This window comes from Halosaccharopolyspora lacisalsi, assembly GCF_014137975.1.
In the GTDB taxonomy this organism is placed as follows: domain Bacteria; phylum Actinomycetota; class Actinomycetes; order Mycobacteriales; family Pseudonocardiaceae; genus Halosaccharopolyspora; species Halosaccharopolyspora lacisalsi.
Map to the genome: position 1 here is coordinate 1,346,166 of NZ_JACGWZ010000001.1, position 18,913 is coordinate 1,365,078.

14 protein-coding genes and 2 pseudogenes are annotated in these 18,913 nt (G+C 67.8%); 13 read left to right on the plus strand and 3 right to left on the minus strand.

Annotation, left to right across the window (positions count from 1 at the left end; all coding sequences use genetic code 11):
- Positions 1-253: 253 nt before the first annotated feature.
- The 12 genes and pseudogenes from FHX42_RS06570 (at position 254) to FHX42_RS06625 (ending at position 14,710) form a co-directional block, all read left to right on the plus strand.
- Entirely contained in the window at positions 254-604 is a 351-nt protein-coding gene (locus FHX42_RS06570) for a bifunctional 3-phenylpropionate/cinnamic acid dioxygenase ferredoxin subunit (protein WP_182543193.1), read from the plus strand.
- Positions 601-1,782, plus strand: a complete 1,182-nt coding sequence (locus tag FHX42_RS06575; RefSeq protein ID WP_182543194.1) for an NAD(P)/FAD-dependent oxidoreductase — start codon at positions 601-603, stop codon at positions 1,780-1,782. The genes FHX42_RS06570 and FHX42_RS06575 overlap by 4 nt, the downstream gene beginning before the upstream one ends.
- A gap of 173 nt (positions 1,783-1,955) precedes the next feature.
- Complete coding sequence (gene glyA, locus FHX42_RS06580; protein ID WP_182543195.1) at positions 1,956-3,236, plus strand: serine hydroxymethyltransferase; 1,281 nt, start codon at positions 1,956-1,958, stop codon at positions 3,234-3,236.
- A gap of 56 nt (positions 3,237-3,292) precedes the next feature.
- Positions 3,293-4,525, plus strand: a complete 1,233-nt coding sequence (locus tag FHX42_RS06585) for a sarcosine oxidase subunit beta family protein (RefSeq protein ID WP_182543196.1) — start codon at positions 3,293-3,295, stop codon at positions 4,523-4,525.
- 54 nt (positions 4,526-4,579) lie between these two features.
- The gene (locus FHX42_RS06590) at positions 4,580-4,858 is read left to right on the plus strand and encodes a sarcosine oxidase subunit delta (protein WP_182543197.1); all 279 of its coding nucleotides are present in this window, start codon (positions 4,580-4,582) and stop codon (positions 4,856-4,858) included.
- Positions 4,855-7,698 carry a sarcosine oxidase subunit alpha family protein gene (locus tag FHX42_RS06595; protein WP_182543198.1) on the plus strand — a complete coding sequence of 948 codons (2,844 nt, stop codon included), beginning with the start codon at positions 4,855-4,857 and terminating at the stop codon, positions 7,696-7,698. Before FHX42_RS06590 ends, FHX42_RS06595 begins: the two co-directional genes overlap by 4 nt.
- Positions 7,691-8,293, plus strand: a complete 603-nt coding sequence (locus tag FHX42_RS06600; protein ID WP_182543199.1) for a sarcosine oxidase subunit gamma — start codon at positions 7,691-7,693, stop codon at positions 8,291-8,293. Before FHX42_RS06595 ends, FHX42_RS06600 begins: the two co-directional genes overlap by 8 nt.
- Positions 8,290-9,651, plus strand: a complete 1,362-nt coding sequence (locus tag FHX42_RS06605) for an L-serine ammonia-lyase (RefSeq protein WP_182543200.1) — start codon at positions 8,290-8,292, stop codon at positions 9,649-9,651. Before FHX42_RS06600 ends, FHX42_RS06605 begins: the two co-directional genes overlap by 4 nt.
- Before the next feature lie 140 nt (positions 9,652-9,791).
- Positions 9,792-10,412, plus strand: a complete 621-nt coding sequence (locus FHX42_RS06610) for a cyclodeaminase/cyclohydrolase family protein (RefSeq protein WP_182543201.1) — start codon at positions 9,792-9,794, stop codon at positions 10,410-10,412.
- Positions 10,409-11,242, plus strand: a pseudogene (locus FHX42_RS06615) (bifunctional 5,10-methylenetetrahydrofolate dehydrogenase/5,10-methenyltetrahydrofolate cyclohydrolase); the annotation flags it as partial. The gene FHX42_RS06610 and the pseudogene FHX42_RS06615, both read left to right, overlap by 4 nt.
- 212 nt (positions 11,243-11,454) lie before the next feature.
- Positions 11,455-12,300, plus strand: coding sequence for a formyltetrahydrofolate deformylase (gene purU / locus FHX42_RS06620; RefSeq protein WP_220479570.1), 846 nt, complete (start codon positions 11,455-11,457; stop codon positions 12,298-12,300).
- A gap of 751 nt (positions 12,301-13,051) precedes the next feature.
- A complete protein-coding gene (locus tag FHX42_RS06625) occupies positions 13,052-14,710 on the plus strand; it encodes a BCCT family transporter (protein ID WP_182543204.1) in 1,659 nt (552 codons plus the stop codon).
- A gap of 569 nt (positions 14,711-15,279) precedes the next feature.
- Here FHX42_RS06625 and FHX42_RS06630 read toward each other — a convergent pair.
- Positions 15,280-15,778 (minus strand): annotated as a pseudogene (locus FHX42_RS06630) (transposase); the annotation flags it as partial.
- A gap of 294 nt (positions 15,779-16,072) precedes the next feature.
- A complete protein-coding gene (locus tag FHX42_RS06640; RefSeq protein ID WP_182543206.1) occupies positions 16,073-16,348 on the minus strand; it encodes a transposase in 276 nt (91 codons plus the stop codon).
- Between the two features lie 247 nt (positions 16,349-16,595).
- Here FHX42_RS06640 and FHX42_RS06645 point away from each other — a divergent pair, with 247 nt between their 5' ends.
- Positions 16,596-16,931 (plus strand): hypothetical protein, encoded by a 336-nt coding sequence (locus FHX42_RS06645; protein ID WP_182543207.1) that lies wholly within the window; start codon positions 16,596-16,598, stop codon positions 16,929-16,931.
- Positions 16,932-17,012: 81 nt separating this feature from the next.
- Here FHX42_RS06645 and FHX42_RS06650 read toward each other — a convergent pair whose 3' ends face one another.
- Positions 17,013-18,905, minus strand: a complete 1,893-nt coding sequence (locus FHX42_RS06650; RefSeq protein WP_182543208.1) for a bifunctional sugar phosphate isomerase/epimerase/4-hydroxyphenylpyruvate dioxygenase family protein — start codon at positions 18,903-18,905, stop codon at positions 17,013-17,015.
- Positions 18,906-18,913: the final 8 nt, after the last annotated feature.

Consider the following 18,913-nt stretch of genomic DNA (forward strand, 5'->3'; position numbering starts at 1 on the left):
GCGTCATGCACAAACTGTTGCGGTATGCGAGACATGATGCGGTGTCGTGTTCATGCCGTCAAGGAGTCTCTCGTCATCCGAATCGGCCAATTTTGTGACTGTGGTCACATGCCGTATTGCGCAACAAAGGCCCTGGCGAGGACGACGCGTTCGCTGTCGACGAAGTTCGTCGCTCTCTTGACGATCGCCGGCACGCCGGGCAGTCTGTTGCGCATACCGAATCGAGTTTTCTAATACGCAACAGGAGGGGTCGATGTTTGCCGTCTGCCGTGTCGAGGAGCTGCCCCCCGGTGAGTCGATCCGGTTCACCGCCGACGTCGCCGTCGCCGTGTTCAACGCCGACGGCGAGTTCTACGCGGTCGACGACACGTGCACCCACCAGGACGCCTCGTTGTCCGACGGCTTCCTCGAGGGGTGCTTCGTGGAGTGCCCACTGCACGCGGCGTTCTTCGACCTGCGCACGGGCGCCCCGACCTGCCTTCCCGCGAAGCGGCCGGTGCGCACGCACCCGGTCACGGTCGACAACGACGTCGTCTACGTGCACGTCGAGCCCCACGGCCAGGTCCCGCAGGAAGCCGGCCGGGAGCAGGAGGAAGTCGCATGAGGACCGTCACCGTCGTCGGAACCTCGCTGGCCGGGTTCTCGGCGGCCCAGCAGCTTCGCGCGCAGGGGTTCGACGGTCGACTGGTGATGGTGGGCGCCGAGGTGCACCTGCCCTACGACCGGCCCCCGCTGTCGAAGGGTTTCCTGACCGGTAAGACCAGCCGCGCCGATCTGGCCCTGGGCGAGCAGTCCGACTACGATGAGCTCGAGGCCGAGTGGGTGCTCGGGGACCCGGCCGTGCAGCTGCGCCCGTCCAGCGCCGGAGTCGAGCTGCTCAGCGGTGAGCACATCGGTACCGACGGGATCGTCGTCGCCACCGGCGCCACCGCGCGGTCACTTCCCGGCGTCGACGAGCTCGCTGGTGTGCACACGCTGCGCACGCTCGACGATGCCGTGGCACTGCACGACGAGCTGTCGTCCGGACGTCCCCGGGTGGTCGTCATCGGCGCCGGCTTCATCGGTGCCGAGATCACCTCCTCCTGCCTCGATCTCGGGCTCGACGTCACCCTGGTCGAAGCCGCACCGCTGCCTCTGGAGCGCGCGCTGGGCTCCACGATGGCCCAGGCGTGCGCCGACCTGCATCGTGATCACCGGGTCGACGTCCGGTTCGGGGTCGGCGTGGAGGAGCTGCACGGTGCTTTCGGACACGTCACCGGCGTCCGGCTGAGCTCCGGTGAGGTCCTGCCCGCCGACGTCGTCGTCACCGGGGTCGGCGTGCAGCCGAACACGGCATGGTTGGCCAACACCGGACTGGGGCTGAACGACGGCGTGCTGTGCGACGCGGGCGGGGTGACCGACCTGCCCAACATCGTCGCCGTCGGCGACGTCGCGCGCTGCTACAGGCCGGATCTGGACCGCACGATCCGGATCGAGCACTGGGCCACGGCGAACGGCCAGCCCCGCGTCGCGGTTGGCAATCTGCTCGCCGGGAGCGTCGTCGAGCACCACACCGACGTCCCGTACTTCTGGTCCGACCAGTACGGCGTGCGCATCCAGTTCGCCGGAACCGTCCATCCCGACGACGACGTGCGGATCGTCGACGGGGCCGTCGAGGATAGGCGATTCCTCGCCCACTACGAACGGCAGGGGCAGCCGGTCGGGGTGCTGGCGTTCAACACCCCCCGGGCATTCGGACGAGCACGCCGCCAGCTCACCCGTCCGTCCCTCATCGTCACATGACCGCGGGCAGTACAGCGTGGACAGTCCCGCCCACGCAAGCAGCTGGTGGATCAATCGTCGGATCGTGTCGGTCGTTTCGGTTCGGTCCATATCCGGACGCCGGTCGTCCGGTGGTCCAAGTTGGTCGACGGGCGTTTTCCAGCCGAACGACACACAACCGGAGGCACACCATCATGTCGTCAATCGATCTGTTCAATGACCGGCTGGCCACCGTTGATCCGGAGGTGGCCGAGGCCGTCGGGGCCGAGCTGCACCGCCAGCAGTCCACGCTGGAGATGATCGCCTCGGAGAACTTCGCACCGCAATCGGTGATGGAAGCCCAGGGCACGGTGCTGACCAACAAGTACGCCGAGGGCTATCCGGGCAAGCGCTACTACGGCGGTTGCGAGCACGTCGACGTCGTCGAGCGGCTGGCGCTGGACCGCATCAAGGACCTGTTCGGGGCCACCTACGCCAACGTGCAGCCGCACTCGGGCGCGCAGGCGAACTCGGCGGCCATGTTCGCGCTGCTCAAACCCGGCGACACCATCCTGGGACTGGACCTGGCCCACGGCGGGCACCTCACCCACGGGATGCGGCTGAACTTCTCCGGCAAGCTCTACAACGTGGTGCCGTACCACGTCAGCGAGGACGACCACCGCATCGACATGGACGAGGTCGCCCGGCTGGCCCGCGAGAACAAGCCACAGATGATCATCGCCGGGTGGTCGGCGTACCCGCGCCAGCTCGACTTCGCCCGGTACCGGGCCATCGCCGACGAGGTCGGTGCCTACCTGATGGTCGACATGGCCCACTTCGCCGGGCTGGTCGCCGCCGGGTTGCACCCGAACCCGATCCCGCACGCCCACGTGGTCACCACCACCACGCACAAGACCCTCGGCGGCCCGCGTGGCGGCGTGATCCTGTCCGGTGACCAGGAGTTGACCAAGAAGTTCAACTCGGCGGTCTTCCCCGGCCAGCAGGGCGGGCCGTTGGAGCACGTCATCGCGGGCAAGGCCACGGCGTTCAAGATCGCGGCCACCGCGGAGTTCGCCGACCGTCAACGCCGCACGCTCGAGGGCGCCCAGATCCTGGCCGAGCGGCTGCAGTCCGCCGACGCGGCCCAGGCCGGGGTGCAGATCGTCTCCGGCGGCACCGACGTGCACCTGGTGCTGGTGGACCTGCGCCACTCCGAGCTGGACGGCCAGCAGGCCGAGGACCGGCTGCACGCCATCGGCATCACGGTCAACCGCAACGCCGTCCCCAACGACCCGCGTCCACCCATGGTGACCTCCGGACTGCGCATCGGCACCCCCGCCCTGGCCACCCGCGGCTTCGGCAAGGAGGAATTCTCCGAGGTCGCCGACATCATCGCCGAAGCCCTGCAACCCACCATCGACGAAGCCACCAGCACCCGACTCCGCGCCCGAGTCGAAGCACTCGCCACCAAACACCCCCTCTACCCACACCTCTGAACCGGGCTTCACCCCGGTGGCTTGTCCTGTCTTCCCATCGACGAACGGAGGTCCTGATGGCTCCGCGCACCCCGGGCGCAGACCTGCCCGAACACCCGACCTGGTTGTGGCACTCACCGGACCCCAAGTCCTCCTACGACGTGGTGATCGTGGGAGGCGGGGGACATGGTCTGGCCACCGCGTACTACCTGGCGGTCAACCACGGCATCACGAACATGGCCGTGCTCGAGAAGGGATGGCTGGCCGGCGGGAACATGGCCCGCAACACGGCGATCATCCGGTCGAACTACCTGTGGGACGAGAGCGCGGGGCTCTACGAGCACGCGCTGAAGCTGTGGGAGGGGCTGGAGGAGGAGCTGGACTACCCGCTGCTGTTCAGCCAGCGCGGGGTGCTCAACCTCGCCCATTCCCTGCAGGAAAAGCGCGACAGCGTTCGGCGGGTCGAGGCCAACAGGCTCAACGGGGTCGACGCGGAGTGGCTGGATCCGCAGCAGGTCGCCGAGATCTGTCCGATCCTGAACACCTCGGAGGACCTGCGATATCCGGTGCTGGGGGCGACGTGGCAGCCGCGGGCGGGCATCGCCAAGCACGACCACGTCGCCTGGGGTTTCGCCCGGGCTCTCGATCGCATGGGTGTTGATCTCGTTCAGGGCTGCGAGGTCACGGGATTCGAGCGTGTCGGTGACCGGGTGGTGGGGGTGGAGACCACGCGGGGACCCATCCGCGCGGGCAAGGTCGCCATGGCTGCCGCGGGCCGCACCTCGGTGCTGACCGACACGCTGGGTCTGCGGTTGCCGATCCAGAGCCACCCGCTGCAGGCGCTGGTCTCGGAGTTGCTGGAGCCGGTGCACCCGACCGTGGTGATGTCGAACTCGGTGCACGTCTACGTCAGCCAGGCCCACAAGGGAGAGCTCGTCCTCGGGGCGGGCATCGATTCCTACAACTCCTACAGCCAGCGCGGGGCGTTCCACACCATCGAGCGCGAGATGGCCGCGGCCGTCGAGCTGTTCCCGATGTTCGCCCGCGCCCACGTGCTGCGGACGTGGGGCGGTGTCGTCGACGTGACCCCGGACGCCTCGGCGATCATGGGGATGACGCCGTTCGAGAACCTCTACGTCAACTGCGGCTGGGGCACCGGCGGATTCAAGGCCACCCCGGGGGTGGGCTGGTGCTTCGCGCACACCGTCGCCCACGACGAGCCGCACCCGCTCAACGCCCCGTTCTCGCTGGAGCGGTTCACCACCGGCGCTCTGGTCGACGAGCACGGCGCCGCCGGCGTCGCCCACTGAGGCCGGTTCCGTTCGTCGAGGTCGTTTCTGCACATCTCTTGAAGGAGTCGCGACATGATGTTGATCCCGTGCCCGTGGTGCGGGCCGCGCAACGAGATCGAGTTCCACTACGGCGGCCAGGCCGACGTGCGTTGTCCGGCCGATCCGCAGGCGGTGTCCGACGAGGACTGGGCGACCTTCCTGTTCTTCCGGGACAACCCGAAAGGCGTCTTCACGGAGCGCTGGTCGCACGTGGCCGGGTGCCGCCGGTGGTTCACCGTGCGACGTGACACCGACAGCAACCGCGTTCTGCCCTCCGAGGGCACGCAGCAGGCGAGGACGGTGACGACATGAGCAACGAGTTCAGGCTGGCCGACGGCGGTCGGATCGACCGCGACCGACCGGTGCGGTTCGACTTCGAGGGGCAGCAGCTGCAGGGCTACGCCGGTGACACGCTGGCCTCGGCCTTGCTGGCCAACGGCGTGCACCGGGTGGCAACGAGCAACAAGTACGGGCGTCCCCGCGGCATCATGGCCGCCGGGGCGGAGGAGCCCAACGCGCTGGTGCAGGTGGAGGCTCCCTTCCCCGAACCGATGCTGCCCGCGACCACGGTCGAAGTTCGCGACGGTCTGCAGGCGAGCGGACTGCCCGGAAAGGGACGACTGGCCACCGAGGAGGACCCGGCCCGCTACGACACGATGCACACCCACTGCGACGTGCTCGTCGTCGGAGCCGGTCCCGCCGGACTGGCCGCCGCGCTGAGCGCTGCCCGCAGCGGTGCGCGCGTGATCGTCGCCGATGCCGACACCGAGTTCGGTGGCAGCCTGCTGGGCAGCGGGCAGACCCTCGACGGACGTGCGGCCACGGACTGGGTGCGGCGCACGACGGCCGAGCTCGCCGAGCACCCCGAGGTGCGGTTGCTGCCGCGCACCACCGTGTTCGGCTACTACGAGGACAACTACCTCGTCGCGCTCGAACACCGCGGTGACGACGCGAGCAGTCGCCAGCGCATCTGGCGGATGCGGGCTCGCGAGGTCGTGCTGGCCACCGGGGCCCACGAGCGCCCGCTGGTGTTCTCGGGCAACGATCGACCCGGCATCATGCTCGCCGGTTCCGCGCGGACGTACGTGAACCGCTACGCCGTGTTGCCGGGCCGCCGCGCGGTCGTGTTCACCACGAACGACAGCGCCTACGCGGCGGCGATCGACCTGCACGACGCCGGGGTGGAGATCGTTGCCGTCGTCGACGCGCGGGAGGTCGTGTCGACCTACTGGGCGTCGCTGTGCGTCGAGCGCGGCATCAGGATTCACGCGAGCACCGGCGTGGTCAGCACCTCCGGCACCGACCGGATCACCAGCGCGCACCTGTCCAGCCTGGGCCCGGAGGGGAACCACCCCACGAGCGTCCGCCAGGTCGTCACCTGCGACCTGCTGCTCGTCTCCGGTGGTTGGAACCCGGCGGTCCACCTGCACAGCCAGGCACGGGGATCGGTGCGCTTCGCCGAGGACATCGGTGCGTTCGTCCCGGACGGCACCGACCAGGCGGCCCGTTCGGCCGGCGCGGTTACGGGGGTGTTGGCCACGGGCAAGTGCCTGACCAGCGGCGCCGAGGCGGGCAGGGACGCGGCCCGCGCGGCGGGTTTCGACGCCGAGCTCGCCCGCGTGCCCGACAGCAAGCACGCGCCGATCCTGGCGGCACGGCACCTGTGGGTCGTGCCCGGCAGCGGGGACTCGGACGGGACGACGCAGTTCGTCGACCTCGCCCGGGACGCCACGGTCGCCGACGTGCGGCGCGCGGTCGCCGCGGGCATGGACAACGTGGAGCACGTCAAGCGCTACACCACCATCGGCACCGCGCACGACCAGGGCAAGACCTCGGGCACGCTGTCGACGGGCGTCATCGCCGAGGTGCTCGGCGTGGGCGTCGGTGAACTCGGCACGACGACGTTTCGCGCCCCGTACACCCCGGTCACGTTCGCCGCGCTGGCCGGACGCGAACGCGGTGACCTCTACGACCCGGTCCGGGTCACGGCCATGCACGACTGGCACGTCGAGCAGGGTGCTCTCTTCGAGAACGTGGGCCAGTGGAAGCGGCCGTGGTACTACCCGCACTCGGGCGAGGACATGGAAACCGCCGTGCTGCGCGAATGCTACGCCGTGCGGTCCGGAGTCGGGATGCAGGACGTGTCCACGCTCGGCAAGATCGACGTGCAGGGTCCGGACGCGGCCGAGTTCCTCGACCTCGTCTACACCAACAAGATGAGCACGCTCAAGGTCGGGCGCATCCGCTACGGCCTGATGTGCACCGCCGACGGCATGGTCTTCGACGACGGCACCGTCACGCGCACCGCCGAACACCGCTACCTGATCTCCACGACCTCCGGAGGCGCCGCCAACGTGCTGGCACACCTGGAGGACTGGCTGCAGACCGAGTGGACCCACCTGCGTGTGCACCTGACCTCGGTCACCGAGCACTGGGCCACCATCGCCCTGGTGGGGCCGGAATCCCGGCAGGTGCTGGCCGACGTGGCCCCCGAGCTCGACGTCGACAACGACGGCTTCGGATTCATGACCTGGCAGGAGGGCAACGTCGCGGGAGTGCACGCCCGTGTGTGTCGGATCAGCTTCTCCGGCGAGTTGGCCTTCGAGATCAACGTGCCCTGGTGGTACGGCCGCGAGGTGTGGGAAGTGCTCATGGCCGGCGGCAGGCCCTACGGGATCACCCCGTACGGCACCGAGACGATGCACGTCCTGCGCGCCGAGAAGGGCTTCCCGATCGTCGGCCAGGACACCGACGGCACCATCACCCCGCACGACCTCGGCATGAGCTGGGCGGTGTCGAAGAAGAAGGACGACTTCCTCGGCAAGCGCTCGTTCAGCCGCCCCGACACCGCACGCACCGACCGCAAGCACCTCGTCGGTCTGCTGCCCGAGGACACGAATCTCGTGCTGCCGGAGGGAGCGCAGATCGTCGAGCAGCCCGAGCTGGGCGAACCCCCGGTCCCGATGCTGGGCCACGTCACCTCCAGCTACCGCAGCGCCGTCCTCGGTAGTGGTTTCGCCCTGGCCGTGGTCAAGGGCGGACGCGACCGGGTCGGGGAGACCCTCTACAGCCCCGTCGGTGACCGGCCGGTTCCGGTCACCGTCACCGAACCCGTCTTCTACGACAAGGAAGGAGCGCGCCGTGATGGCTGAGCCGTACGCCGAGTCGCCGCTGGCGACCTACACCGACGTGCTGGAACGGTCGTCGGTCCGGGGGCAGCTCCGCATCGCCGAGGAACCGTTCCTGGCCCAGGTCACCGTGCGGGTCGACCCGAAGAGCCCGGCCGCGGAACGCGTCGGTACCGCTCTCGGCGGGATGCTGCCGAACCAGTCGGGCGAGGTCGTGCTCGCCGGTGACCTCACCGTGCTGTGGCTGGGTCCGGACGAGTGGCTGGTCGTGGGCCCCGAGGGCCGGGACCGGGATGTTCAGGAGCGCGTGACCGCCGCTCTCGACGGAGAGCACGGCGCGGTGGTCGACGTCTCGGCCAACCGCACGGTCCTCTCGGTGACCGGCCCAAGGGCACGCGACCTGCTGAACAAGGGATGCGCACTGGACCTGCACCCCAGGGCTTTCGAATCCAACCGCTGCGCGCAGACGATGCTGGCGCGGGCGGGCGTCATCCTGGTGCGCCGCGACGCCGAGGCGCCGTCCTTCTGGCTTTTGGTGCGGTCCTCGTTCGCCCGCTACCTCGCCGACTGGCTCGTCGACGCCGCTGAGGAGTACCGCTCCGGGGGTGGCGAGCCATGACGATCAGCGTCTTCGATCTTTTTTCGGTGGGCATTGGTCCGTCGAGTTCGCATACCGTGGGTCCGATGCGGGCGGCCGGCATGTTCGTCGGCAGGTTGCGTGTTGAGGGGGTGTTGCCCGCCGTCGCGTCGGTGCGGGCGGAGCTGTTCGGTTCGCTGGGTGCGACCGGGCACGGTCACGGCAGCCCGAAGGCGGTGCTGCTGGGGCTGGAGGGGCATCAGCCGGAGACGGTCGTTCCGGGCGCGGTCAGCGGGCGTGTCGACCGGATCCGGGAGTCCGGTCGGATCGGGCTGGGTGGAACGCACGAGATCGGCTTTTCGGTCGATCGTGACCTGGTGATGCATCGGCGCGAGTCGCTGCCGGTGCACTCGAACGGGATGCGGTTCAGCGCGTTGGACGGTGATGGTGGCGAGCTGCTGGTGGCCGCGTACTACTCGGTCGGGGGTGGTTTCGTCGTCGATGACGAGGCCTCCGGTGCCGATCGCGTCAAGCCCGACGAGACGGCGGTCGAGTATCCGTTCCACACCTCGGCGCAGTTGTTGGAGCAGGTGTCCGGGCCGGGGCCGGATGTCAGGATCAGCGATGTCATGTGGGCCAACGAGCGGTCCTGGCGTGACGCCGCTGCCGTGCGTGCCGGTCTGCTGCACATCTGGCAGGTCATGCGCGAGTGCGTGGACAACGGGTGTGCCAACACCGGGGACCTGCCCGGGGGGCTGAAGGTGGGGCGTCGAGCGGCCGAGCTGCAGGCCAAGCTCTCCGCGGACGACGACTCGATGGAGTGGGTCACGTTGTTCGCGCTGGCGGTCAACGAGGAGAACGCCGCCGGGGGGCGGGTCGTGACGGCCCCGACCAACGGTGCGGCGGGCATCATCCCGGCGGTGCTGCACTACTACTGGTGGTTCGTGCCGGGAGCGAGCGAGGACGGTGTGGTGCGGTTCCTGCTCGCGGCGGGTGCCGTCGGCGTGCTGTTCAAGGAGAACGCCTCGATCTCCGGTGCCGAGGTGGGGTGTCAGGGCGAGGTCGGTTCGGCCTGTTCCATGGCCGCCGCCGGGCTGGCCGAGGTGCTCGGGGGCACCCCGTGGCAGGTGGAGAACGCCGCCGAGATCGCCATGGAGCACAACCTCGGGTTGACCTGCGATCCGATCGGCGGTCTGGTGCAGATCCCGTGCATCGAGCGCAATGCGGTGGCCTCGGTCAAGGCGATCACCTCGGCGCGGATGGCGCTGCGCGGCGACGGCAGCCACCACGTGTCGCTGGACAAGGTCATCAAGACCATGCGCGCCACCGGCAAGGACATGAAGGACAAGTACAAGGAGACGGCACGCGGCGGCCTGGCCGTCAACGTCATCGAGTGCTGAGGCGGTTCACGTCGGCGCCCGGTGCCGAACGATCCACCGCGGCCGCGCTCAGGTCACAGCCCGCGCGGCGACAATTCGCCATCTACCGCGCCAACACGAGCCGACCGAAACATCGTGAAACAGCGAGAGGACCCGCAGTCGTGCGCAATGACACGATCGAAACCTTCTTGACGGCACTGGCCGAAAGGGTGCCCGCCCCTGGCGGGGGCGCCAGCGCCGGACTGCATGCGGGGCAGGCCGCTGCTCTGGTGGCCATGGTCGCCCGCTACAGTGACTCAGCTGCTTGCGCCCAGCACGCCGAGGTCATCGACTCGGTTCGCACCGGTGCGGACCAACTACGGCAGCACGCCCTCACCCTCGCCGAGGATGATATGAGGGCATTCACGGCGGTGACCGACGCCTACCGGATGCCGAAGAGCACCGAGAGCGAAGCAGTGCAACGATCGGCTGCGATCGGCGACGCGATGGTGGCGGCTGCCGAGGTACCGGCGCGGGTCATCGACGTGGCCGGGCGCGTGCTCGCGCTCGCCGAGGACCTGTTGCCGATCGGGAATCCCAACGTGATCACCGACGTCGCGGCGGCGGCTGAAGCAGCTCGGGCGGCTGCCACTACCGCACGTGTGAACGTCGAGATCAATCTCGGTGGAATCAGGAATCCGCAGACCCGCGAAACCCTGATGAACGTGATCGGCACGGTCGACGACGTCGGTCGACGCACTGAGAAGGTCAGTGCGGCGGTACGGGAGCAGGTGACCTCATGACGACCATCCTGAGCGGCAAGCAGCTGGCCGCCGACATCCGCGCTGAGACGAGCGACTCGGCTGCACGACTCGCGGCCCTCGGAACACCACCCAGGCTTGCCGTCGTCGTGGCGACGTCGGACGAATCCAGCGCTTGGTACGTTCGCTCCATCGCCAAGGCGGCTGAGAAGTGCGGGATCATCTGCTCGGTCGTCGACTGCGGTGCGGACGCCTCCGCGGAGCGGATCGCATCCGCGTTGCGCGAACTCAACGAGGATTACACAGTGCACGGTGTCATCCTGCAGACACCCCTACCGACTGGTGCCGACTTCGACGACCTGGCCTCCAGCATCGACTTCCGCAAGGACGTCGACGGAGCCAATCCCCTCAGCCACGGCAGACTCGTCACCAACCGGACGGCCTTCTCGCCGGCGACCGCGGAAGCCGTGCTGGCACTCCTCGACCACTACGAGGTGCCGCTGGCCGGTCGCCGCGCCGTTGTCGTCGGGCGCTCGAACGTGGTCGGCAAACCCGTCGCGCAATTGCTGCTCCAACGCGATGCGACGATCACCGTCTGCCACCGGCACACGAAGGAGCTCGCCGAGCACACCAGGCAGGCCGACGTACTCGTCGCGGCGGTGGGCCGTGCCGGTCTCGTCACCGCTGAGCACGTCGCCCCTGACACGATCGTCATCGACGTGGGCACCAATCCTTCCGAGCAGGATGGTCTGGTCGGAGACGTCGACGCCGCCTCGATCCACGACCGCGCGGCCGGTGTGACACCGGTGCCCGGCGGCGTCGGGCCGGTGACCACCGCGCTGCTGCTCCGGCACACCGTCCGGTCTGCGGCCGACACGGCCGACACGGCCGACACGGCCGACACGGCCGACACGGCCGACACGGCCGACACGGCCGACACGGCCGACACGGCCGACACGGCCGACACGGCCGACACGGCCGACACGGCCGACACGGCCGACTGGAGCGCGCACATCTGATTACCGCTGCGGTAACGAACACGATCGCTGCCGCACAACTCGATGACGAAGTGGAGATTTATGTGATGGATACCTACACGTTGACGGTGAACTGCCCGCAGCATCCAGGAATCGTGCACGCGGTGACATCGTTCCTGTTCCAGCAGGATTGCGACATCGTCGAGCACCAGCAATTCGACGATGTCGTGCGCGGGCAACTGTTCCTGCGAACGTGCTTTCGATCCACGAAGGAGACGGATGTCCAGTTCTTGTCCGCCGCGTTCGAGGAAACCGCCGCGGAGTTCGGCATGAGCTTCTCCGTGACCGACGACAGGCCCAGGCGGGTGCTCGTCATGGCTTCCAAGCTCGGCCATTGCCTCAACGACCTCATCTTTCGCTGGCGCGCGGGCACGCTGGGCGCCGATCTTGTCGCCGTGGTCTCCAATCACGACGATCTGCGAGCGATGGCCGAAGCAGCGGGATTGCCTTTCTTTCACGTACCGGTGACACCGGCCACCAAGGAGGCAGCGGAGGCTCGGCTGCTCGAACTGGTTGACCAGTACCAGGTCGACCTCGTGGTGCTCGGCCGCTACATGCAGGTGCTTTCCGATGAGACGTGCCGAAAGCTGAAGGGCCGTGCCATCAACATCCACCACTCGTTCCTGCCTGGGTTCAAGGGGGCCAAGCCCTACCACCAGGCCTTCGACCGCGGTGTGAAGCTCGTGGGCGCAACCGCGCACTATGTCACCGCGGATCTGGACGAAGGGCCCATCATCGAGCAGGAGGTTATCCGAATCGATCACACGTACGATCCGCGCGCGTTGTCGACCGTCGGGCGCGATGCCGAATCGCTGGCACTCTCCAGGGCGGTGCGCTGGCATTGTCAGCAACGCGTTCTGCTCAACGGCGGGAGCACCATCGTCTTCAGCTAAAGGCGCGCGGGGTTGTCGTGGTTCACGGACCTTCGGGGTTCGCGCCAGCGGTAGCCGGTGCGTTGTTGACGTCGACTCGGTACTGGCATCGGTGATTGTTCTACCGCTTGGGCGGGATTTTCGATGTGACTCGATGGGGAATAATGTGCTGTGCCGAAGTCATCCGCAGCGAAATTCCCTGAGGTCGACAGGATCGATTGCACTCCGTCGTCCCCGGAGTCGGCTCCAGCGGGTTCGTCTCGATCACGTCCAGGGCTTTGCGCTCCTCGGCGCACAGCCGGCGAGCCGTCCGCATGCGAATCGATCGCCGCTCACGACCGAACGGAACACTCGGCCTGCTGGTTGTGCTGCTTGACAGCAGGATGTGGCACACGTCATGATTATGTATCCGATGACCACAGTCGTTTCCCCGTCGAGGGATCACCGAGAAAGAGGTCTCTTGGCGGGTCGTTCGTTTTTCCTCTGCAGCGTCCGAGTGGGATTCGTGGGGATCGAGCACCAAACTTCCTCTGCGTGCTGATCACGATTTTGTTGGTTGCCGGCGGGTGGGCTTGCTTCGTTTCGTTGGTCGGGTCGTTGCTTGTGGGGTGAACTTTCCGAACGCGTGCCCGGCCGGGAGTGTGGGCCGGTGGCGGACGGTGCAACTGAAGACTGGAGAGGAGGGGGCGCCGCACCGTCGGTGCCGAGACCTGTGTCGACAGATACCTCGCAGAAACAGGAAGCCGGGGGGAGTTCGGCTCCCGATCCGGGTATGCAGGCCGCGCCCGACGGGCGCTCGAGGACCGACTGGGTGGTTTTCGGGGTCGTCGCGGTGATCATGTTCGTCCTGATCACCTGGGGTGCGGTCTCCACCGGCTCGTTGAGCGGTTTCGCCTCGAGCGGGTTGCACTGGTTGATCGAGTACGCCGGGTGGGGTTTCGTGCTCGCCGCCACGGGCTTCGTCGTGTTCGCGCTGTACCTGGCTTTCAGCCGCTACGGGCGCATCCCGCTGGGGCAGGACGACGAGCGACCGGAGTTCCGGACGATTTCCTGGATCGCCATGATGTTCAGCGCCGGTATGGGTATCGGACTGATGTTCTTCGGCGTCAGCGAGCCGCTCTCGCACTTCGTGAATCCTCCGCCGGGGACGGTTCCGGGACAGAGCGACGATGCCGTCTACACCGCGATGGCGACCTCGCTGTTCCACTGGACGTTGCACCCCTGGGCCATCTACGCGGTGGTCGGGTTGGCGATCGCCTACAGCAGCTTCCGCCGCGGTCGCAAGCAGTTGATCAGCGCCACGTTCATCCCGATGATCGGCAAGCGCAACGCCGAGGGGCCGGTCGGCAAGCTCATCGACATCCTGGCGTTGTTCGCCACCCTGTTCGGTTCGGCGGCCTCGTTGGGCATCGGCACGATCCAGATCCGCACGGGTATGGAGCAGGCCGGGTGGATCAGCGGAGCGGGCACGGTCGTCCTGGTCCTGATCATCGTCGTGCTGACCGTCTGCTTCATCGCCTCGGCCGTGTCCGGCATCGCCAAGGGCATCCAGTACCTGTCGAACATCAACATGGTGCTGGCCGCGCTGCTGGCGCTGTTCGTGTTCTTCGCGGGGCCGACGGTGCTCATGCTGAACCTGGTGCCCACCTCGATCGGCTCCTACCTCAGCGACTTCTTCGACATGGCCGCCCGCTCCGGCGCGACCGGCGGTACCGAGATGCAGGAGTGGCTCAGTTCCTGGACGATCTTCTACTGGGCGTGGTGGATCTCCTGGACGCCCTTCGTCGGCATGTTCATCGCCCGCATCAGCCGCGGTCGCACGATCCGCCAGTTCGTCGGCGGCGTGCTGCTGGTGCCCAGCGTGGTCAGCGTGATCTGGTTCGCCATCTTCGGCGGCGCGGCCATCGGTCTGCAGGGCATCGGCGAGAGCGGTACCAACATCGCGATGGGTGGTCCGGAGGCCCAGACGTTCAACGCGCTGGGCGAAATGCCGCTGTCGGCGATCACCTCGGTGCTGGTCATGATCCTGGTGGCGATCTTCTTCGTCTCCGGTGCCGACGCCGGGTCGGTCGTGATGGGAACGCTGTCCCAGCGGGGCGACATCGATCCGAGTCGCTGGATCGTGATCTTCTGGGGTGCCGCCACCGGTGCGGTCGCCGCCATCATGCTGGTCATCGGTGGTGGCGGGGACTCCGCCCTGTCGGGCATCCAGAACCTCACCTTCATGGGCGCGCTGCCGTTCACCGTCGTGATGGTGCTGATGTGCTTCGCGCTGCTCAAGGACCTGCGCAACGACCACATCACCAAGCGCGACGAGAAGGGCGCCGCCGTCCTCGAGGCCGCCGTGATGCAGGGCCACGAGGAGCACGACGGCGACTTCCAACTCGAAATCTCGCAGGCCACATCCAACAAGGCGCCCCCGGGTGAGTAAGTCGGACCCACTCACGAGTTGCGTGCCTCGCGCACGAGTCCTCCCGCGATCAAACGTGACGGGCATTTGGGATAGGTGACTCTGCCCGGGAACGGCGCCACACCGACAGGCCCGCCCGAACGACAGGTCTTCGAGCGTTCGCTGAGGACTCCTCGTGGTTGGAGCGATGTGGACGGCGTCTGGTCCAGGAGTGGAGGAGCGGTGAGTGGGATTCAGGCGGCTTCAACCGGGTCCGACTGCTGTCAACTGATGCGACTTGATCTACCGAACCTCCATTTCACAGGTCATCGCGGCATACCTGGAAGTCAGAGGGTCGGGGGTTCGAGTCCCCTCGGCTCCAGGCCGGGGGAACCTGGTGATCTAGCGTGAGCGTTAGATTAACGGTGGATCGGGTCTTGGCATCGGTTAGTTTCCTGTCGGGGTGATGCGGCCTTCGAACGTGATGGCGAACGCGTTCAAGGCGGGCTTTCACCGCATAGCCCATCGTGCCCGGCCGCGGCCGGTGGGGCCCAGTGAGCGGGTGGCCAGGTAGAGACACTTCAGCGCGGCTTGCTCGTTGGGGAAGTGCCCTTGTCGGTGATCCGCGAAATGGTGTCCTTGGACACCGACGCTCCGTAGATCTCGGAGAAATGCGCCGAGATCTCGCCGGTAGTCATGCCCTTGGAATGCAGCGACAGCACGATTTCGTCGACATCACCGATACGCCGTTGGCGCTTGTCTACAATCTGCGGATCGAAGGTACCTCTCGGTCACGAGGCACCGCGACCTCAACCTCACCGACCGCATCCGACATCACGGTCCTCGTGCGTGTGCCATTGCGGATGTTGGTCGATTCCCGCTCGGCATCGGCCCGGTTCGGCTCGTGTCCGAGATGCTCGGTCATCTCCTCATTGAGTGCCGTCTCGAGGACATTCTTGGTGAACAGCTTCAACAACCCGTCCGGGCCGGCAAATCCAGGACCTGCCGCCGGGCCTGGGCCACCATCGCCGCCGCAGCGGCCTGTTCCGGCGACAGCTGCCGCTTCGACTCCTCGGTCCGCTCCTGTGCGCTCACAACATCAGAGATCATCACTCACAGTGCCCATCCCGCCGGACCCAGGTCCGGCGTGTCGAGCCGGAAACACCGTTCGAGCGACAGTCCCCCAACTAATGAAAAGATCAGTAGGTCGTGTTTGGGGAGTGGTTTTGGTGAGGGTGCGGAGCCAATGTCGATCGTGACGAGGTGCACGGTGGTTTCGTAGCGCAGGCAGAGCTTGTCGTAGCGCGTGGCCTACCGCGCGGTGTTGTGTGAGCAGGTTGATGCCGCGTTCCACGGCGTGACGCTGCCGGTAGAGGTCGGGGTGGTTCGGCCTGCCAGCTCGGGTCACGACGAGCCCCGGCAGCACGCTGACGAGCCCGGTTGATCGTCGAGTCCACCGACACCTGCCACGTGACCACCCCGGCCGCATCCGCGAAGGCCCGCAACATGGCCAGGACCCCCCGGCCAGACCCGGTGACGCTGCCACCACCGGAACAAGCCATACACCGACTGCCAGTGCCCGTACCGCTCAGGCACATCCCGACACGGCGCGCCCACCCGCGCCCGCCAACGTAGCCCGTCCACCAGCTGGCGACGGGTCCACTTCGGCGGCCACCCCATCCGCGGACCCTCCGGCAGCAGCGACTCCAGGAGCTGCCACTACCGGTCCGACAAGTCCTTGCGCGCTCCGATCGATAAACCGCCCACCGAGGTCTCCGGGTAGATGACCTTCTTGGTCGTTGATCCATCTACCGGAGACCTCACCTACATCCACCACCCCGGACTCCCTAAACACGACCTAGCTGGACCAACGCCCGGCACCAGCAAGTCCATGACGTCGTGCAGGTAAACCGTCGTCAGATCCACCGTGCTCAACGCCGCGATGCGCGCGGTCGTCGTCCCGGGCACCGGCGAAAGCGTGCAGAACCTCTCCGCCGACGGCTACAGCGTGCACTTCGTCACCGAGGCCTACAAGCACTTCAAGCCGGTGGCCGCCAGCCAGGAGGGCGTGGCGATGCTCCAGCGGGCCGGGGTCAACGGAGTGCGGCGCGCCGATGACTCGCAATCGGTCGCCAACGACCACGGCGTCATCACGGCCGTGAGCAACGAGGGCTCGTTGCCCTCGGAGTTCTTCGAGGAGTTCGCCTCGACGCTGGCCGGTCACCGCGTGTGGGACCGGGACACCAGCCACGTCCCCGCATGAGCGAATCAGGGCGCAGGTCGCCGGATTCGCCGTTCACCGGCGAGGTGGCCTCGCGCCCGTCTTCGGACCCGCAGCGCACGCTCACGTGCCGAGCGGTCTCCGGGCGCTGCCGGTGACTCGCAGCCTGCGGTGGGCGGCCATCCGCACCGGCGCGTTGACGGTGCCGTAGCCGCTGTAGCCGCCGATGCGCTGCACCACCTCGAAGAAGATCCGCGAGCCGAGGATCTCGGTGTAGAAGTGCAGGAACTCGCCGTGCTCGTCGCGGTCGTAGAGCACGCTGCACTCGCGCATCGCGGCGAGCAGCTCGGGATCGGGTGCCAGACGTGCGTCCAGGTCGTCGTAGTAGTTGTCCGGAATCTCCAGCAGGGGAGCTCCTCGCGCACGCATCCTCCGCGCGGCGGCGATGGCGTCGCCGGTGGCGAAGGCGACGTGCTGCGGGGCGGGTACTCCCGGCACCCATTCCTCACCGCGGCGAAGGACCGCCACGTTCAGCGCGATCCGGACATCGCGACGGGGATCGGTGACCGCGCGGCTGCGGACCAGTCCGAACGGGGCTGCGAACTCGGCGGTGGTTTCCGGCTCCAGTCCCAGCACCGAGCGGTAGAACAGGGCCGCCTCGTCGAAGTGGTCGAAGGGCTGGGTGAGCGCGACGTGGTCGGTGCCGGTCAGTTCGGTTCCGGCTTCCGCCGCGTTGCCGGCGGGTGCGAAGTCGGCCGACCAGCTGCCGCCGTGTTCCCCGGCGGGGCAGAAGAACACCGAGGTCCCGTCGGGGGCGGCCACGGCGTGCAGGACCGCCTCGTCCGCACCGCGGCTGCGGGGGAGCACGGGCGCCAGCAGCGCTTCGGCGCGCCGGGCGGAACGGTGCGGGTCGTCGCTTTCCAGGCCCAGTGCGGTGACCGCGGCGCGCGGATCGTCCACGGCGTCCCGCTCGCGGTGGTCCGTGGTGTTGTTGAGCAGGACGCGGGCTTCGCCCTGCTGCCACAGTTGCACCGGCTTGGAGTGGTGCCGACCGGTGTGGGCGAAACCGAGTTTTTCCAGGGCGTCCGCGATGGGGCCGGAGGATGCGTCGTCGACGGCCAGTTCGGTGAAGGCGTGCCCGGTGAGTTCCGGGGCGTGCGGTAGTTCCGGGGGAGCGGTGGGGCGCCGAGCCGCTGCGGAGCCGGGTGTCTCGACCCGTTCCTGCAGGTCGAGCAGGGAACGCATCGCGTCGACGGCGGCGCGTTCGGGATCGGACTGGCGGAACACGTCGTTGAAGACCTCCAGCGACAGCGGACCGCTGTAGCCCGCGGCGAGGACGTGACCGAGGAAGCCCGGCAGGTCGAAGGAGCCCTGACCGGGGAAGAGCCGGTGGTGCCTGCTCCACTGCAGCACGTCCATGTCCAGCCGAGGAGCGTCGGCCAGCTGCAGGAAGAACAGCTTGTCGCCGGGGACGGAGCGGATCGCGGCCGGGTCCGAGCCGAGGGAGAGGATGTGGAAGCTGTCCAAGCACACTCCCAGCGCGGGGTGATCGGCACGCCGGACGATCTCCCAGGAGTGCTCGTAGGTGTGGACGTACCGGCCCCAGGCCAGCGCCTCGTAGGCGATGAGCAGGCCACGCTCGGCGGCTCGGTCCGCCAGGGTGTGCAGTTGCTCGGCGACGAGGTCGTCGTCGTGGGCGGCGTCCGGGGCCACCGAGGAGCAGACCAGGATCGTGTCCGCACCGAGCTGTTCCATCAGGTCGAGCTTGTGTTCCGCGCGGCGCAGGTTCGCGGCGAACGTCTCCCGGTCGGTCGAGTCGAAGTTCCGGAAGGGCTGGTAGAGGTCGACCGACAGGCCCAGTTCGAGACAGTGCTGCCGGACCCGGGCCGGTGACCAGGGTGCGGCGACGAGGTCGTTCTCGAAGATCTCCACCCCGTCGAAGCCCGCGGAGGCCGCCGCGGCCAGCTTGTCCTCCAACGTGCCGGACAGGCACACGGTGGCGATTCCCGTGCGCATACCGCCAC

Coding starts and splice junctions, on each gene's coding strand:
- FHX42_RS06585 (WP_182543196.1), top strand. CDS start 3,293: ATGGCTCCGCGCACCCCGGGCGCAGACCTGCCCGAACACCCGACCTGG.
- FHX42_RS06570 (WP_182543193.1), top strand. CDS start 254: ATGTTTGCCGTCTGCCGTGTCGAGGAGCTGCCCCCCGGTGAGTCGATC.
- purU (WP_220479570.1), top strand. CDS start 11,455: ATGGATACCTACACGTTGACGGTGAACTGCCCGCAGCATCCAGGAATC.
- glyA (WP_182543195.1), top strand. CDS start 1,956: ATGTCGTCAATCGATCTGTTCAATGACCGGCTGGCCACCGTTGATCCG.
- FHX42_RS06575 (WP_182543194.1), top strand. CDS start 601: ATGAGGACCGTCACCGTCGTCGGAACCTCGCTGGCCGGGTTCTCGGCG.
- FHX42_RS06600 (WP_182543199.1), top strand. CDS start 7,691: ATGGCTGAGCCGTACGCCGAGTCGCCGCTGGCGACCTACACCGACGTG.
- FHX42_RS06640 (WP_182543206.1), bottom strand. CDS start 16,348: ATGGGGTGGCCGCCGAAGTGGACCCGTCGCCAGCTGGTGGACGGGCTA.
- FHX42_RS06590 (WP_182543197.1), top strand. CDS start 4,580: ATGATGTTGATCCCGTGCCCGTGGTGCGGGCCGCGCAACGAGATCGAG.
- FHX42_RS06605 (WP_182543200.1), top strand. CDS start 8,290: ATGACGATCAGCGTCTTCGATCTTTTTTCGGTGGGCATTGGTCCGTCG.
- FHX42_RS06625 (WP_182543204.1), top strand. CDS start 13,052: ATGCAGGCCGCGCCCGACGGGCGCTCGAGGACCGACTGGGTGGTTTTC.
- FHX42_RS06650 (WP_182543208.1), bottom strand. CDS start 18,905: ATGCGCACGGGAATCGCCACCGTGTGCCTGTCCGGCACGTTGGAGGAC.
- FHX42_RS06595 (WP_182543198.1), top strand. CDS start 4,855: ATGAGCAACGAGTTCAGGCTGGCCGACGGCGGTCGGATCGACCGCGAC.